This is a genomic window from Chryseobacterium sp. CCNWLW53, from assembly GCF_037083525.1.
Classification (GTDB): Bacteria; Bacteroidota; Bacteroidia; order Flavobacteriales; family Weeksellaceae; genus Chryseobacterium; species Chryseobacterium lathyri.
In genome coordinates, this window is sequence record NZ_JBAOJR010000002.1 from 359,560 (window position 1) to 375,800 (window position 16,241).

The 16,241-nt window shown below is 35.8% G+C and carries 17 protein-coding genes; 3 read left to right on the forward strand and 14 right to left on the reverse strand.

All coding sequences use genetic code 11. From position 1 onward, the window contains the following. Positions 1 to 3 precede the first annotated feature (3 nt). From V6R96_RS06590 to V6R96_RS06630, 9 genes are all read right to left on the reverse strand, one after another. The gene (locus V6R96_RS06590; protein ID WP_336378409.1) at positions 4 to 699 is read right to left on the reverse strand and encodes a LytTR family DNA-binding domain-containing protein; all 696 of its coding nucleotides are present in this window, start codon (positions 697 to 699) and stop codon (positions 4 to 6) included. A 57-nt stretch (positions 700 to 756) separates the two neighbouring features. Continuing rightward, a complete protein-coding gene (locus tag V6R96_RS06595; protein WP_336378410.1) occupies positions 757 to 1,230 on the reverse strand; it encodes a DNA starvation/stationary phase protection protein in 474 nt (157 codons plus the stop codon). Positions 1,231 to 1,851: 621 nt separating this feature from the next. Continuing rightward, positions 1,852 to 3,021, reverse strand: a complete 1,170-nt coding sequence (locus V6R96_RS06600) for a DUF3570 domain-containing protein (protein WP_336378411.1) — start codon at positions 3,019 to 3,021, stop codon at positions 1,852 to 1,854. 32 nt (positions 3,022 to 3,053) lie between these two features. Beyond that, entirely contained in the window at positions 3,054 to 3,281 is a 228-nt protein-coding gene (locus V6R96_RS06605; protein ID WP_336378412.1) for a DUF4266 domain-containing protein, read from the reverse strand. 43 nt (positions 3,282 to 3,324) lie between these two features. Next, on the reverse strand, positions 3,325 to 4,251 hold the full coding sequence (locus V6R96_RS06610) for an FAD:protein FMN transferase (RefSeq protein ID WP_336378413.1): 927 nt from the start codon (positions 4,249 to 4,251) through the stop codon (positions 3,325 to 3,327). Positions 4,252 to 4,255: 4 nt separating this feature from the next. Next, positions 4,256 to 4,702, reverse strand: a complete 447-nt coding sequence (locus V6R96_RS06615; RefSeq protein ID WP_336378414.1) for a thioredoxin family protein — start codon at positions 4,700 to 4,702, stop codon at positions 4,256 to 4,258. A 69-nt stretch (positions 4,703 to 4,771) separates the two neighbouring features. Then, positions 4,772 to 5,095, reverse strand: a complete 324-nt coding sequence (locus V6R96_RS06620) for a hypothetical protein (RefSeq protein WP_336389746.1) — start codon at positions 5,093 to 5,095, stop codon at positions 4,772 to 4,774. Positions 5,096 to 5,224: 129 nt separating this feature from the next. Next, complete coding sequence (locus tag V6R96_RS06625) at positions 5,225 to 5,917, reverse strand: DUF1003 domain-containing protein (protein ID WP_336378416.1); 693 nt, start codon at positions 5,915 to 5,917, stop codon at positions 5,225 to 5,227. A 171-nt stretch (positions 5,918 to 6,088) separates the two neighbouring features. Continuing rightward, a complete protein-coding gene (locus V6R96_RS06630) occupies positions 6,089 to 6,769 on the reverse strand; it encodes a BON domain-containing protein (protein ID WP_336378417.1) in 681 nt (226 codons plus the stop codon). Positions 6,770 to 6,913: 144 nt separating this feature from the next. Between V6R96_RS06630 and V6R96_RS06635 the strand changes: the two genes are divergently transcribed. Continuing rightward, positions 6,914 to 9,436, forward strand: coding sequence for a cation-translocating P-type ATPase (locus V6R96_RS06635; RefSeq protein WP_336378418.1), 2,523 nt, complete (start codon positions 6,914 to 6,916; stop codon positions 9,434 to 9,436). Positions 9,437 to 9,641: 205 nt separating this feature from the next. After that, positions 9,642 to 10,199, forward strand: a complete 558-nt coding sequence (locus V6R96_RS06640; RefSeq protein ID WP_336378419.1) for an inorganic diphosphatase — start codon at positions 9,642 to 9,644, stop codon at positions 10,197 to 10,199. Between the two features lie 21 nt (positions 10,200 to 10,220). Here V6R96_RS06640 and V6R96_RS06645 read toward each other — a convergent pair whose 3' ends face one another. From V6R96_RS06645 to V6R96_RS06665, 5 genes are all read right to left on the reverse strand, one after another. Next, entirely contained in the window at positions 10,221 to 11,684 is a 1,464-nt protein-coding gene (locus V6R96_RS06645; protein WP_336378420.1) for a DASS family sodium-coupled anion symporter, read from the reverse strand. Positions 11,685 to 11,728: 44 nt separating this feature from the next. Then, positions 11,729 to 12,787, reverse strand: coding sequence for an MlaD family protein (locus V6R96_RS06650; protein ID WP_336378421.1), 1,059 nt, complete (start codon positions 12,785 to 12,787; stop codon positions 11,729 to 11,731). Positions 12,788 to 12,798: 11 nt separating this feature from the next. Then, a complete protein-coding gene (locus V6R96_RS06655) occupies positions 12,799 to 13,578 on the reverse strand; it encodes an ABC transporter ATP-binding protein (RefSeq protein ID WP_407934749.1) in 780 nt (259 codons plus the stop codon). Continuing rightward, a complete protein-coding gene (locus V6R96_RS06660) occupies positions 13,578 to 14,342 on the reverse strand; it encodes an ABC transporter permease (RefSeq protein WP_336378423.1) in 765 nt (254 codons plus the stop codon). Before V6R96_RS06660 ends, V6R96_RS06655 begins: the two co-directional genes overlap by 1 nt. A gap of 119 nt (positions 14,343 to 14,461) precedes the next feature. Continuing rightward, complete coding sequence (locus tag V6R96_RS06665) at positions 14,462 to 15,124, reverse strand: BON domain-containing protein (RefSeq protein WP_336378424.1); 663 nt, start codon at positions 15,122 to 15,124, stop codon at positions 14,462 to 14,464. Between the two features lie 170 nt (positions 15,125 to 15,294). On the opposite strand from V6R96_RS06665, the gene V6R96_RS06670 reads away from it, so the two are divergent. Continuing rightward, on the forward strand, positions 15,295 to 16,227 hold the full coding sequence (locus tag V6R96_RS06670) for a 1-phosphofructokinase family hexose kinase (protein ID WP_336378425.1): 933 nt from the start codon (positions 15,295 to 15,297) through the stop codon (positions 16,225 to 16,227). Positions 16,228 to 16,241 lie beyond the last annotated feature (14 nt).

Genomic DNA, 16,241 nt, shown 5'->3' on the forward strand with positions numbered 1-16,241 from the left:
CAATTAGAATACATTCATTCTTGTGTTGAGCGCCTTTCGATAAGCATCTGCAACCGGAATGAATTTTCCATTGATCATAATTCCACCATCCTGAAGCGTGTCTATTTTGCCGACAGAAACGATGTAAGAGCGATGAACTCTGATAAAATGGTCTTTAGGCAAACGTTCTTCAGCTGTTTTCATTTTACCATGGATGGCAAACATTTTTTCCCGTGTATAAAACTTCACGTAATCGCCCATTGCTTCTGCGTAAAAAATATCGTCAAGCTTCAAACGCCTTGTGATATTGGAATCTCTCACGAATAGGAACTCATCTTTGGTGACTTCCACATCTTCTTTTCTGCTATCAAGAATTGCCTGGGCTTTGCTTACCGCCTGTAAAAATCTAGCAGGCATCACAGGTTTCAGAAGATAATCTGCGATGTTGAGTTCGAAAGCTTCGAGTGCATATTCTTTGTTCGACGTTGTGAAAATAATGATGGTGTCTTTCCCGGAAAGGTTTTTTGTGAGTTCTATACCGCTCATTTCCGGCATTTCGATATCGAGAAAAATCAAATCGACGGAATTGGTCTGCAAGAAGTTGTAAGCCTCAATCGCGTTGGAAAATTCATTGATAATCGTGAGGTTTGGGACTTGTTTTACCAAGTGCGCCAAAGTTGTTCTTGCGATATCGTTGTCATCGACAATTAAGGCTTTCATAGGGATAGTTTATTATGGTTGACACAAATATAATTATTCCTTGATTTATTTACTCAATTATCTGAAATAAGAACGTATCATCAAGGCCATTTCTTCGTGGGTTTCTATTAAGCTTGTGATGAAGTCGCTGGAACCGTAATCTTTGTATTTTTCTGCGAAAGGTGTAACGTTTCCTCTCAGAAAATCGATGATGCTTTCGTGGTCGCTTAACAAATCTTTCATAAAACCGGGTCCGTCGTTGGTTCTGTCGCTGTATTCTGTAAGATGGGTGAGTTCCAGATAGATTTTCATTGTTGCTGGAGCGTAATGACCGATTTTTCGCAGACGTTCTGCCACGCTGTCAATCAACTCGTCAATCTGTTTGTACTGTTCTTCAAAGAAAATGTGGTTAGCGTGGAAGTTGTCACCGGTCACGTTCCAGTGAGCATTTCTCGTTTTGATGTAAAGTACAGTTTCATCCGCTAATAATTTTGCTAATTGTTCTGCAACAGCTTCTGTGTTTTGCTCTGTAATTCCGATGTTTGTTTTCATAATAATAGAATTTAAATTGTTCTTTTTAATGATGTAAAGTTCGGTCGGAGGTACGTTGTTTTGAAAATTTTTTCGTTGAATGGGCAAAATGAGTCGTTAAGTTCGGTATAGAAAATATTTTATCTGAATTTGATTAAAAACTCATTTGTTAAACAGTTAAATGTGCAGTATTTCTGTTGCTGTGGCTTGCAATTTTCAGAAGCATTTTAACTTGTATCCTTTTTTTAACTATGAAATTTTGTCTTCATTCAGACTGAAAAGTAGAGAAATGCTTTTATGATTTCGTATAACAATAAGTTATGAAATAAAAAAACCGACATCGAAGAGTGAAATCTTAAAATGTCGGTCTTGTGACTAAGACTGGATTATCTTCAAAAACTTTCATAGATGATTTGGTTTATTTGAGCCCAATTAATCTGCTGTGGAAAGTCTCCCGACTTTGAGCTAATAAAATAGATCATTTCCTTTAAACTTGCTTCAAAATCAGGAGACTTCGGCGAGCAGGTGATGCGAAACATCACTTATTCTTTGCCATACTGCTCCGTCAAAATAATAATAGCCCATAGCAGTAACATTATTGGAAATTTGAGCAATTTCATTAATTTAATAAATCAAAATGATTTATTTAAACCTTAAATTCAAGGAAACAATGTCAGACTTCATTCCAATCGACTTCGTGTAATGACCATATCGAATTTCGATCATATTGAGACGCTCAATTCCAAACAAACCGTTCTTCGGACTGAAACGGATTCCTGCTCCGTAAAAATGACTATCAAATTTCGATAGGTCGTAATTACTGGTGTAAAAATCATCAAAAGCTGTGTGCTTTTGATAAGGTGCAAAATATTTTGCCGCAGTCTGAGAATAATACCTGTAAAAAGGACTCACCGAAACAAAGGGAGAAATTTTCACCGGAGTCTCCAGACTGAATGTATTTGATTTTAGTCCCCAATCATCAGTATGATAGCGGTAATATGCTCTTAAAATTACTTTATCACCAAGAAAATAATTCGCTCTTACTCCCAAAGGAATTTTAAAACGCTTATCCGGCAACGCTTCCTGATGAACCGAATGATCCGTAAAGTAAACTCTGTGAAAAGGTAAACTCAAATATCCCGTCTGCTGAATACCATCTGCTAAAAATTCTATTTGGAAATTCTGATTGATGATCTGAGAATAGGATAGAGAAAGTGCAAATGTATTCCTGCCACTTGTACCTTCATTATCTGCAGTACGCAATTCTATCGGAGCAATCAATTTTACCTGATCCAGATAAGCTTGGAATTTTGCTGTAAATTCTCCCATTTTGTTGGCTGTTTTTTGAGAAAAGCCAATATTTGCCCCATAAGACTGATAATCGAATTCTGTAGAGAATGAAATTCCAGCCATCAGTGTTGTTCCTTTGCTTTCGTTTTCGCGGCTCCAGCTTAATGCAGGATAAATTCTGTTGTCTGCATGGGAAGCAGATGAATTGGCTTTCAGGTCGATCATATCGGAAGATGCCGATGTATAATGATCGATTCCGACACTGAAGTTGAATTTATTTTTTCTGTTTTTTTTATCATATTTCACCATTGTTACATCAATGGTATTGGAAACGTCGGTCAGTTTTTCAGAGCCTGTTCCTCCTGTTATTGCCGAATTGTTTCCGTCCTGTTTGTAATAGCTGGAAACTAAATTGGCTTCATCAAAAGTCAGTTTTTTCGGCTGTTCGCTGCTTGTATTTTCCTGCGCTTTTGCATTGAAAATTCCGAAAAGAGCAACAATACTTATTATAATTTTTTTCATTTTAAATCACAATTAAATTACACTTACCCCTTTTAATTACATCCGCATCCGCCGCCAACTTTTCCTGCATTGGCACCTGAAGAACCTTCTCTATAAGATTGGAAGCTCAGTTCGGTTTTTTCTATTGTTCTGTTTCCAAGAACCATTTCAGCATCGTTTAATTTGTTTTTTTCGTACTCTTTTACGGTTGTACAGGATTGTACTGAAGCAATTGTTATTAAAGAACAAATTACTATCGTTATTTTTATGAAATTTTTCATTTGAATTAAGTTTGTTTTTTAAGGACAAATGGAATCTTCGATTTCATTTTAAATTAATGTTTTGAGATGAATAAATTTTGTCCTGATCATCGATAATGATGCATTCCAGATGGTTGATCTGATTCACCATATTGAGGGCAGAATCAATTCCCATAATACTTACGGGAGTTGCCATTGCATCAGCAATTTCAGCGTTCGGACAAAAAATGGTAACACTTTTTACGCCCGAAACCGGCATTCCGGTTTTCGGGTTGATTGTATGAGAATATTTTTTACCGTTGATGACAACAAATTTTTCATAATTTCCTGAAGTTGCGATGGCCATATCTGTAATATTCATATATGAAAACGGCTGTTTTGCATTTTCCGGATCGGCAATTCCGATAGTCCAGGGTTTTCCGTCTGCCTGATTTCCCCAAGTTGTAAGATCACCGGAAGCGTTTACAATTCCCGATTTTACACCTCTTTTCTGAAGAAGTCTTTTTGCCATTTCCGCAGCATAACCTTTTCCGATTCCTCCGAAACCAATCCTCATTCCTTTTTCTTTAAGAAATACAGTCTGGTTTTCATGACTTAGTAGAATATTCTGATAATTGACTAATCTTAAATGCTCTTTAATCAATTCAGGATCAGGAAGCTGTTTCATTTCCCGGTCGAAATTCCAGAAACTTTTATCGATACCGCCATATGAAATGTCAAAATATCCGTCTGTGATATTGCTGATTCTCAGACTTCTTTCGATAAGGTTAAAAACTTCCCAATCAATTTTCACAGGCTGTATTCCTGCATTTTGGTTGATAAGACTAGTCTGGCTTTCTTCACTGTAGGTCGTGAGCAATTTTTCTATTCTCCGGATCTCGTCGATGGCAGCGTCAATATGATGTTGAGCTGTTTTTTCGTCATCAGAAACAACTGTAATTTCAAAAGCATTCCCCATTAATTTCTGAGGTCTTTTGAATTCTCTTAACATACTTTTATGGTTTTTGATTGTCTTTTATTTCTTTTATTTCCTTACTGAAAGTCATAGCATTTTCAGAAGGAAGGCCTTCCCAGCTTTTCAGTACTTTTCCTTCGGAATTCAATAAAAGTGTATAAGGAAACAGCCCTTTTGAATTATACTTATCTGCGAGTGAATTGTTTTCTTTTTTCAATTCGGGAGAAAGCTGATTTTTCTTGTTTCTTGGAAAATCTGCATTGATGTAAACAATTACATTTTCGGTTTCCAGTTTTTTGAAATCTTCTGTTTCGATAATATTTTTATGAAGCTTAATGCACGGAATACACCAATCAGAACCCGAGAAATTAAGCAAGATAAGTTCTTTATTTTCTGCTGCGTGTTTTTTAGCACTCTCAAAACGGTTTTGAGCATGAATACCAACAGCAAATACAGCCAACAATAGGGCTGAAAATATTGTTTTCATTATTTTAAAGATTAATGATAATAAAAAAGATGATGATATTGATTTAAAGATTATAAATCAATTGCCGAACTAAGAAAAAGAAAATTTAGGAGGTTCCCAAACTGAACCCAGAAAACCTTTATAGCAAAGATCTTCATCTTTTGAAGGAATTTTATTCAATGTTAATGGACTGAAGTTATGAATTGCCGGCTCAAAACTGAACCCTTGGTTAATTGTAAAAACCAATGCAAGAGGTGCAGAATGAATAATAAACGGTAATTTTTGATCTTTGCGGTAATCTTTGTCTTTTACAGGATGATCATAATGCGTTTTCAGAAATGCTGTGAGAGACATTTCCGGATTCAAAGCTTTATGCTCCCAATAATGTTCTATTAAATCTGGGATTTTCAACAACTGATACAGTTCGGTTGTTGAAACCAAATACAAACATAGAAGCAATATTGAAATTAACTTTTTCACTCAATCAAAATTATAAAATGTTTTGGTTAGAATGGTTTTAAATTAAGAATTAAATGATATCCTCTAATCTTTTCTCTTCATTTCCTTCATAAGATCCTCCAGATAATCAGTTTGTATATCTTGTATTTCCAAGAGTTTTTTATTTTGATTTACTAATAAATGGTCTATTTTTTCGCTTAATAATTTAATTTCTAATTCGGCTTTTAAATTGATTTTGTAATCGTGCTCTCCTCTAAGTCTATCTTTTTGTTCCTGTCTGTTTTGGCTCATCATAATAATGGGAGCCTGAATGGCTGCTAAACATGAAAGAATAAGATTGAGTAAGATAAATGGAAATGGATCAAAAGAAGTGTTTAGGAACCATATATTGCTTAGCATCCATAGTATTATAAATAAAAAAAAGACCATGATAAATGTCCAGCTGCCACCAAATAAGGCGACTTTATCAGCCACTTTCTCTCCAAAAGTTACTTCCGATTCTATTTCATCGTGTATGTTTTCTGAAAGAATTGAATTATTTTTAATCGCATCCATTACATCCAAGTCTATGATAGCCAGTTCACCTTTCTCCTGGGATATTAAAGAAGTTAAATAAAGACGTCTATAAGTATTCAATTCAATTAAAGAAATATAATGGTCTCTTGAAAAGTCGGGGAAATCTATTTTTAATAAATTAAAAATACCATCCCTGATGTCCCGACCTTGTATTTCTTCACCTTTTCCGATCTCTTTTTTGCTGATATAGCTTGTTTTCATTTTTGATGATCTTTCAAAATTTAAATTATTGCAGGACATTTTCCTTTTTTTGTTATTTTATAGAATAATGTAAAATTTAATTGTTATTCAAGTGCCATTTTGCGCTTTTAAATTAATGTCCGCTGTAATTTTTCAATATTCTGGTAACTCGATTGAATTAGAGGCTTATAACTAAGATGATAGACTATTCTTTGAATATTCATAATCTACAAATAGCCTGTTATCTACATGTTTTATTCCCGGAGTTTTCCACGCAATACGTTCAGCTTCTTCTTTTTGATGCCATGAATTTACGGTTCCTGTTAAGATCACTGTAGCACCGGATACCTGTATGTGGATATCACTATCATATACCACCCAGTTCATTTTCATTGCATGTTCGATATCTTTTTGTTTGATATCATCTATTATTTCTGATTTGATTTTAATATGATTGATGATCCCTCTTACACCTGGAAGATGACAGATTGTATTTTTAGTAATTTCCCGCTCATAATCCCATTGCAATTCACCCTCTAAAGTCACCTGACCATTTTCCACAATTACTTTGATTCTGTTTTCTGGAATCAATGCATTGGATTTGAAAGCTTTTAAAATCTCATCGGCAATTTCATTATCGGTTTTTGATGAAGAATCTGAAGACTTCACGATAATATTTTCTACTAAAACTTTGACTCCAATAACTTTTTTTGCAGCATTTTCAGCTTCTATTTTTTTTGCATAATGATCAACTATTCCCGTAAGAGAAACTACACCACCTTTTGCCGTAACCCCTATCTCTGCAGCATGCAATAATGGCTCCCATTTAATGGCGTCCTGAACATCTTTTTGTAATTCTGCATTGGTCTTCATGATATTGTAATTTATTAATCAAAATTCCATAAACTTTGGAGAAAACCCTATGATATGCATCACGTTTAAACCTGATAATGGTCAATCAGGGAAATTCAATTGGTATATAATAATTGCTTATTTTAGATAACCTATTTATTTGATATGTCTTATAATATACCCGAAGGTCTTACAGGTCTTACCGATGATGAAGTGACAGCTTCCAGACAACGAAATGGATATAATCGTTTAGAAGAAATCCGTAAGAATACATGGTTTGATCTGGTCGTTAATATTTTAAAAGAACCAATGCTGATCTTGCTTATCATTATTTCACTCATTTATGTGATTGTGGGAGATTATGGCGAGGCTGCTTTTATGTTTGTAGCTATTGTAGCGGTAACCGCTATTTCTTTTTATCAGGATAATCGCAGTAAAAAAGCTCTGGAGGAACTTGAGAAGTTGAATGAACCCTTAAGTATGGTCATCAGAAACTCGCAAATAGTAGAAATTCCGACCCATGAAATCGTTGTAGGTGATTTATGTATTACTGAGGAGGGAAAAAATATAAATGCGGATGGAGTGATTGTGCACAGCAATGATTTCTCTGTGAATGAATCTTCTCTTACCGGTGAAAGTTTTTCAGTTTTTAAAGACAGCAAATCTGAGGATAACCTTGTTTATAGCGGTACGATTACAGTTTCAGGTCTGGCCGTTTTTGAAGTACAAAAAATAGGCTCAGAAACCCGTGTCGGAAAAATTGGACAATCAATACTGAATATAAAAGAAGAAATATCACCATTACAGATCCAGATCCGGAAGTTTGTAAAATGGATGGCTGTTATCGGGATCATTATTTTTCTTATGGTTTGTATCTTCAGTTATATTAAAACCGGAGATTTGATAACGAGTCTTCTTAGTGGATTAACACTGGCAATGTCTGTATTGCCGGAGGAAATTCCTGTGGCATTTACAACTTTTATGGCCTTGGGAGCATGGAAGCTTATGCGCCAGGGAATTATTATTAAGCGGAGCAGTATTGTAGAAACCCTGGGAAGTACCACGGTTATCTGTACTGATAAAACAGGGACCATTACTGAGAATTCGATGAAGCTTCAACATTTATATAATTACCTTTCCGATAATATTTATGAAGAAAAGGAATTTGAGTCTGACGAATTGAAAGAACTGATTGATTATGCAATGTGGAGCAGTGAGCCTGTCCCTTTTGACCCTATGGAAGTCACTCTGCATAAAACGTATGAGGAAACTCAAAAGAATGATTTACGAAAAGAATATAAAATGTTTCACGAATATCCGCTTGAAGGGAAACCTCCAATGATGACCCATCTTTTTGAAAATACAAATAAAGATAGAATCATTGCAGCGAAAGGAGCCCCCGAAGCTATTTTAAGTGTTTCAAGGCTTTCAGAGACTGGAAAAAATAAGATAAGAGATATTATAAAAAGATTTGGACAACAGGGCTACCGTGTTTTGGGAGTTGCGAAGTCGAATTTTGAAGGAAATAATTTTCCCAAAAGACAGCAGGATTTTGATTTTGAATTTTTAGGGCTGACTGTATTTTATGATCCTCCCAAAAAAGGAATAAAAGAGGTCTTTCAAAGTATTTATGATGCAGGGATTAAGGTAAAAGTCATTACTGGAGATAATGCAGATACAACGAATGCGATTGCGCTTCAGGCAGGAATTATAAATGAGGCTCCTGCAATCAATGGCATTGATATTATAGACCGTTCTGAAAAAGAGCTGATGCAGATTTCAGAACGTACAGTTTTGTTTACCAGAATGTTTCCAGATGCCAAGCTTGAAGTAGTCAATGCCTTGAAAAAGAAAGGCGAAGTGGTGGCCATGCTTGGAGATGGAGTTAATGACGGTCCCGCGCTAAAAGCGGCTCATATTGGTGTTGCCATGGGAAATAAAGGAACCGAAATTGCCAAATCCGCTGCCGCACTGGTCATTACTAATGATGATTTAGAAAAGCTTATTGTTGGAATTGCTGCAGGAAGAAGAATTTATAACAATATTAAAAAGGCGATTCAATATATTATTTCTATTCATATTCCTATTATACTGACGGTTTCTTTGCCTCTGTTTTTGAGATGGGTATTTCCACACATATTTACTCCGGTTCACGTTATTTTCCTTGAGTTAGTGATGGGGCCGACTTGTTCTATCGTTTATGAGAATGAACCAATGGAAAAAAACACAATGAAACAGCCGCCAAGAGCGATGGGAGATACTTTTTTAAGTTTAAATGAATTGGGAATCAGTATTGTTCAGGGATTTGTAATTACTCTTGCGGTTCTTTTTGTGTATCAGTTTACCGTTCAAAACGGAGGTGATGAAGACAAGACAAGAACAATGGTATTCAGTACTTTGATCTTTGCCAACATATTACTGAGTTTTGTCAACCGATCATTCTTTTACAGTGTGGTGGAAAGTTTCAAAAACCGCAATCCTTTACTCATCGGCATTTCTGTTTTAATACTGATGATGCTTTTAATTATATTATATGTAAAGCCGATTTCTCTATTCTTTAAAGTAACAGCACTCAATATAAACGAATTGGGACTTACCTTTTTCATCGCAGCGGTTTCTGTTTTATGGTTTGAGGTCTATAAATATGTCAAAAGAAAAAGAAAACCTTTAAAAAAGAACGAGCCTTAAGCCGGAGTGTTCATCTTGCAATATCATTTTTTTTAGTGACTGATATCATTTCCTGAAATTAATAATTTATTGAATTTTACACAAGCAAATTAATAACCATGAAGATTCATGCAGCATGCAAGTTTGTTTGACAAAATCTCACAAAAAGAAGGGCATTCATTCAGGAGTGCTCTTCGTTTAGCTAAAAAAAATCAATACTACGATAATGATAGGAAATCAACACCCGTGGCATGATGTTTCTCCAGGAGAGCAGCTGCCACAAATAGTTACAGCTGTTATTGAAATACCCAGCGGCAGCCATACGAAATACGAAATCGACAAACTATCAGGACTGATAAGACTGGATAGGATTCTTTTATCTTCTATGTATTATCCTGCCAATTATGGGATAATACCACAGACTTACTACAGTGACGGAGATCCACTAGATATTTTGGTTTTATGTTGGGAAAGCCTTGTTCCGTTAACCCTGGTTAAGGCAAGAGTAATAGGAATACTCGAAATGACAGATGAGGATAAAAAAGATCATAAAATAATAGCTGTGGTCGAAAATGATCCTTCTCTGACACATGTTCATGATATTGAAGATCTGCCAGCTTACACGATCGACGGGATTCAGAATTTCTTTGAAGAATATAAAAAACTGGAGGGAAAAGCCGTACAAGTGTTTGGTTTTAAAAATAAGGAAGAAGCTTTCGCTTGTATTGAAGAAAGTTTATCAATGTATATCAAAGAAATTAAACCTAAAATAAAAGAGGATTAATTTTAATAAGATCTTTTGGTTTTATAATTTCATACCTGGCATCATGGGGATAAAGAACCAGCATACCAACGAAATGATGATGATACAAATGATATTAAGTACAAATCCTGTTTTCATCATCGTCTGAATTTTTATGTTGCCTCTTGCAAAGATTATTGCATTTGGAGGAGTTCCCATAGGAAGCATAGATGAGCAACTTGCACTTAATGTCATTGGAATTCCAAGTAGTAGGGGATCAATGTGTAAAGATAGGGCTAGGGTAGTCACAACGGGTGAAAGGATCATCACTAAAGCCAGATTGCTGATCACTTCACTTAAAAATATGGAGATGGCAGATATAATTATTATAACTAAAAGCAGATTACCTGTAGTAATGTAAGCCAGTCCGTTGGCGAACTCATTGGCTAATTGTGATATCTCAAGAGCATTGGCCAATGCGATCCCTCCTCCAAATAGCAGCAGGATATCCCATGCCATCTTTTGAGTATCGCGCCAAACCAGTAATCTTTCAGGTTTTCTGTTTTTCTTATTGCCTGATGGGATTATGAATAAAAGAACGGCACTCAATAGGGCAATAACCGTATCGTCCAATGTTACAAAAATTTGCCATTTGTTCACCAGATCTTTTGAAATCCATAATAAAACAGTAAAAATGAAAATCAGCAGGACTCGTACTTCGGGTCTGCTTATTGTTCCCAATTGATGTTGGGATTTTTTTATTGTGTCTGAGGCCTCATCATTGTGTTGGATATTATTGGGATGCATTATTTTGACAAGTACGCCGTAAAGCATTAATAACAAAACCAAAGTCAGCGGCAAAAACAGCACCATCCAGTCAGAGAAGCTGATGGTATAATTAAATCTGTCTTTAATATACCCCACATATGCTACATTTGGAGGGGTAGCAATGACGGTACCTAAAGCAAAGTTGGAGGCATACGCTATGGAAAGAAGGAGCGCTAAAGAAAAGTTTTGTGTATTTTTTTCATTTTTATTGTGATTCTGAACGACCTGGATGACCGATACGGCCAAAGGATACATCATCATAGTTGTCGCAGTATTACTGAGCCATAAACTGAGCAAACCTGTTGCCATAATAAAGCCAAGGATGATATGATTTCCATTGGTTCCTGTAATTCTTATAATTCCCAGAGCTATTCTTTTGTGAAGATTCCATTTCTCGATGGCTATTGCAATGAAGAAACCTCCCATAAATAAAAAAACGACTGGATCTGCATAGCTTTGTGCGACTTCTTTTATGGAAGAAATACCCAAAGCAGGAAATAATACAATGGGTATTAAAGCGGTAACAGCTATAGGCACCGCTTCAAATATCCACCAGACAATCATAAGGATAATAATAGAGAGAACTTGATTGGCATGATGGGATAATATAAAAGGATTGGTTATAAAGCTCAACAAACTTAGTAAAAGCCCAATGACCAGTCCGATTTCTTTTCTGTGAGTTTTGTAGTAGGTTGGCATGGCGGTCCGAATAAATAAATCAGTTTTGAATTAATTAACAACAATTATCTTTTTTGTTTTTCGGTTTCTTTTTTCTTTTTATTGAAATAACCTCTCAGCAAAAAATTATTTTTTGCGGCGGCTTCTATTTCTCTCAATTCCCCGACACCTTTTTCAATATTAACGATGGTAGAATCTACAGACTTGCCAAGTTTAGGATCGTTAGTAAGTTTTGATAGTACATTCTCATCATTATTTATTTTCGAAGTAAACTGAATAAGGTCATCAGAGCTTTTTTCAAGATTGCGCAGTGTCTTTTCGATTGAAAGAGCTAAAGAATCGTCGGAAGATAATTGAGAAAATACATTGTTTTTATCATTTAGTTTTTTGGTGAATAGACTGATTTCATGGGAGCTGTTCCGTAGATTAGAAATGCTGTTTTCAATATTATCTGACCATTTCTTATCGGTAAAAATTTTTGATGCAATTCCATTTTTATTATTCAGAATGGGGGTGAATTTTGCCAGTTCTTTGGAACTTAGTTGCAGATTTTCTACAGTTCTGTCAATTCTGGAGGCAAAATCTTTATTCGTCATTATTTTTGTCAATACACTATTCTTGTTATTCATTTTACTGGTGAACTCAACAAGCTCATCGGTAATTGCTTTGGCGTTGTCGGCACTTTGTTTTACACTTGAAAATAGATCATCTATTTCAATAGTTTTATAAGAAGCAATTATATCATTATCTTTCACAATGGTAGTGGAGGTGGTGCCGGGAGAAATAATAAGAATTTTATCACCCATTAACCCATCTGATGTTATACTGGCAACTGCGTCAGTTTTAATGTATTTTTGTACATCCTTTCTGATTAATAATTTTACTGAAACCAATGAATCTGAAATAAAATCTATTTTACTGACCGTTCCTATGTTAATACCAGAAAGACGGACATTACTGCCCTGCTTTAATCCGCTGACATTTTTAAATTCTGAGCGAAGAACGAAATTAGAGCCAAATAAATTTCTGTTGACACCAATAAAGTAGATGATTATTATGAAAAGAAGGATGCCAGCGGTGACAAAAATTCCCAATTTCCAGTTGTTTGATGACTCGTTGTTCATGACTGATTTATTTATTTCTCAAAAAAAGATCTTACCCAATCATCAGCATTATGCTCTATGTCTTTATAGCTGCCTTCAGCTTTAATGAGACCATCCTTCAGGACGATGATTCTGTCACCAGTATATTTTGCACAGGTTAAATCGTGTGTGATGATAATGGATGAGGTATTGTATTTTAATTTGATATTTCGAATGAGCCCTATAATTTCACGGGCTGTGATGGTATCTAAACCTCCGGTTGGCTCATCATAAATGATAATTTCAGGTTTAATGATTAATGCTCTGGCCAGCCCGATTCTCTTTCTCATTCCTCCGGAGAGCTCTGCCGGCAATAGGTCAATCGCTTCCTCCAGTCCTACATTTTGTAATGCTTCTTTAACAGCAGTTTCTATTTCTTGCTCGGTGAGCATTTTATTATTGTGCTGCAATGTAAAGACTAAATTCTGCCTGACTGTCATAGAGTCATATAAAGCTCCGTTTTGGAATAAAAAACCGATTTTCATTCGAATCTGGTTGAGTTCTTCCTCATCCAATTTTGTTATATCTTTTCCTGATATTAATATTTCTCCTTTATCAACTTTTGTGAGACCTACAAGGCATTTAACAGCAACAGACTTCCCAGAGCCTGATTTTCCTAAAATGACCAGATTTTCTCCTTTTTTAACGGCAAAGCTGATGCCGTTCAGTACTTTATTACTGCCATATGATTTGTAAACATTTTTAAATTCTATCAATGTTTCGCAGTTTTGTGATTCACTATACTCGCCTGTAAAGTTTTCCCTATTTTCCATCATAATTCAAAAAACAAGTCGGTTATCTGTACGGCTATAAGATCAATGATAAAAATGATCAATGATGCTGAAACTACGGCTGAATTTGCCGCTTTACCTACACTTTTAGTGCCTCCCGAAGCATTAAATCCTTCATAGCAACCAATAATTCCGATAAAAAATCCGAAAAAGAAGGTTTTAATAATAGCTGGTAGAATATCTTCATATTCTAACGATTGAAATACATGAGAGAAATAATGTTCAATATTGCTTTCGCTGTGCATATTGATGCCGATAAAGCCACCCATAATCCCAATCAGATCGGCATATAATACTAAAACAGGAAGCATTAATGTCGTAGCAAGGGTTCTGGTTACCACCAGATACCGATAAGGGTTGATCGCTGAAACCTCCATGGCATCAATTTGTTCCGTTACTTTCATAGAACCTAGTTCTGCTCCAATTCCTGAGGAAACTCTTCCTGCACAAATCAAAGCTGTAATAACAGGTGCAATCTCCCTTATTAATGACAGAGAAACCATACCAGGTATCATGGACTCTGCCCCGAACCTTGCCATAGCCGGACGTGACTGTATAGTGAGTACCAATCCCATGATAAAGGCTGTTATCGTTACCAGAGGCAATGACTGATAACCAACAACAAAACATTGTCGAATAAATTCCTTAAACTCAAATCCCGGTTTGAAAATTTCTTTAAAAAAGCGCCCCGAGAATAAAGCTACATTGCCTGCAATGCTAAGGTTTTTTTTAAAATAGGTTTTCACGATGTTGCATTTAAAATATTCCAGTGCACTGTATTGATGATTTATATGAAAAAAGTCTTAAGCGGATTGATAAAAACCGGCGGTTTGTAATGTTTAGAAATGAGGCACAGACCTATTAGTTACAAATCATACTCATAATCTACTTCTAACTTATTTTTCACATCCTGTATACCAGGTGTTTTCCAGGCAATACGACCAGCTTCCTCCTTTTGATGCCAGGTATGTACCGTCCCTGTTAATGTGGCAGTTGTTCCGGATACGGACACGCTAATTTCACTGTTATCGATCGAGCTTCTGTCAAGTGCCTTTTCAATATCACTTTTTTCAACAGTGTCCCGGATTTCGGGGTTAATGGTAATATTATTGTAAATACCTTTGACGCCGGGAAGATACTTAACGGCATTTTCTGTAATTTCCCTCAAGTACTCCCAAGATACTTCACCATCCAGATCTATCCAGCCGTCTTCTACTTTTACTGTTATTTTTTCTTGTGGAATAAATGAGTTCGCATTAAATGCAGCTATAATTTCACTGGCAATTTCGACATCGGTTTTTGACCGGGGATCTGGTAATTTTACTTCGATATCTTCTACCAAAACCTTTACTCCCAAAACATTTTTTGCGGCATGTTCAGCCTGTAGTTTTTTTGCATAACTGTCCACATTACCCGTAAGGGAAACAATTCCGTTGTTTACAATAACACCAATTTCTGCTGAATGAAGCAAAGGCTCCCATTGAATGGCATCCTGAACATCTTTTTGTAATTCTGCATTCGTTTTCATTTTTGATACAATTTTATATTTCAAAGTTCCAGAAACTTCGCAGAATATAACATGACTAACATCACAGTGAATCATGATACTAATCAGAGTAAATATTTGGCGGTCTGTATTTTATTATTGAAATTTGGATAAATATGAAAGCATATAGCATTAAAAAATAATTAATAAAAATGGACAAGACTATTTTAACAATAACCTTGAACCCGGCGGTAGACAAGAGCAGCATTGTTCAAAACATCATTCCTGAAAAAAAATTACGTTGTGATTCTCCTAAATATGAACCGGGAGGAGGAGGGATTAATGTATCCAGAGCCCTGAAAAGATTGGGGATAACTTCAGATATTTTTTTTATTTCAGGAGGAAGAACCGGCGGATTGCTGGAAGAATTGCTTAAAGCCGAACAGCTGAATATATTCCCCTTCCATGTTACTTCAGAAACCCGGGAGAATTTTATTGTTTTGGATATCTCCAGCAATAAGCAGTACAGGTTTGGGTTTCCTGGAGAACAGCTGACACAGAAACAACAAAAAGATATTCTAAGCAGTTTGTCTACAGTAAATGCTTGTCCGGACTTTGTCGTCATCAGCGGTAGTTTACCAACAGAAACAAATCCGGATTTTATAAGAAAACTTGTTAATATGTATAAGTCAAAGGGAAGTAAGATAATTATCGATACATCAGGAGAAGCTCTGAAAACAGCTGTAGAAGAGGGTGTGTTTTTATTAAAACCGAATATTGGGGAACTTGCCTTTTTAGTGGGAAAAGAAAAGCTGGAAGAAACTGATGTAGATCAAGCTGCCCAGCTTATCATTTCGCAGGGTAAAGCTGAGGTTGTAGTAGTGTCATTGGGTTCTCAGGGAGCTGTTTTATTTTCAGCAAGCGAAAAAATTAGGATTGAGGCACCGCCTGTAGAAGTGAAAAGCACTGTTGGTGCCGGAGACACCATGGTTGCAGGAATGATTTCTGTTTTGGTAAAAGGAGGAGATTATAAAGAAGTCCTTTCCATGGGAATCGCTTGTGGATCTGCCACTACAATGACCGAAGGAACAGGACTTTTTACAAGAGAAAATGCAAAGCACTTATTTGATGAAATTTGGAAATAACTGTTAGTCAAGAA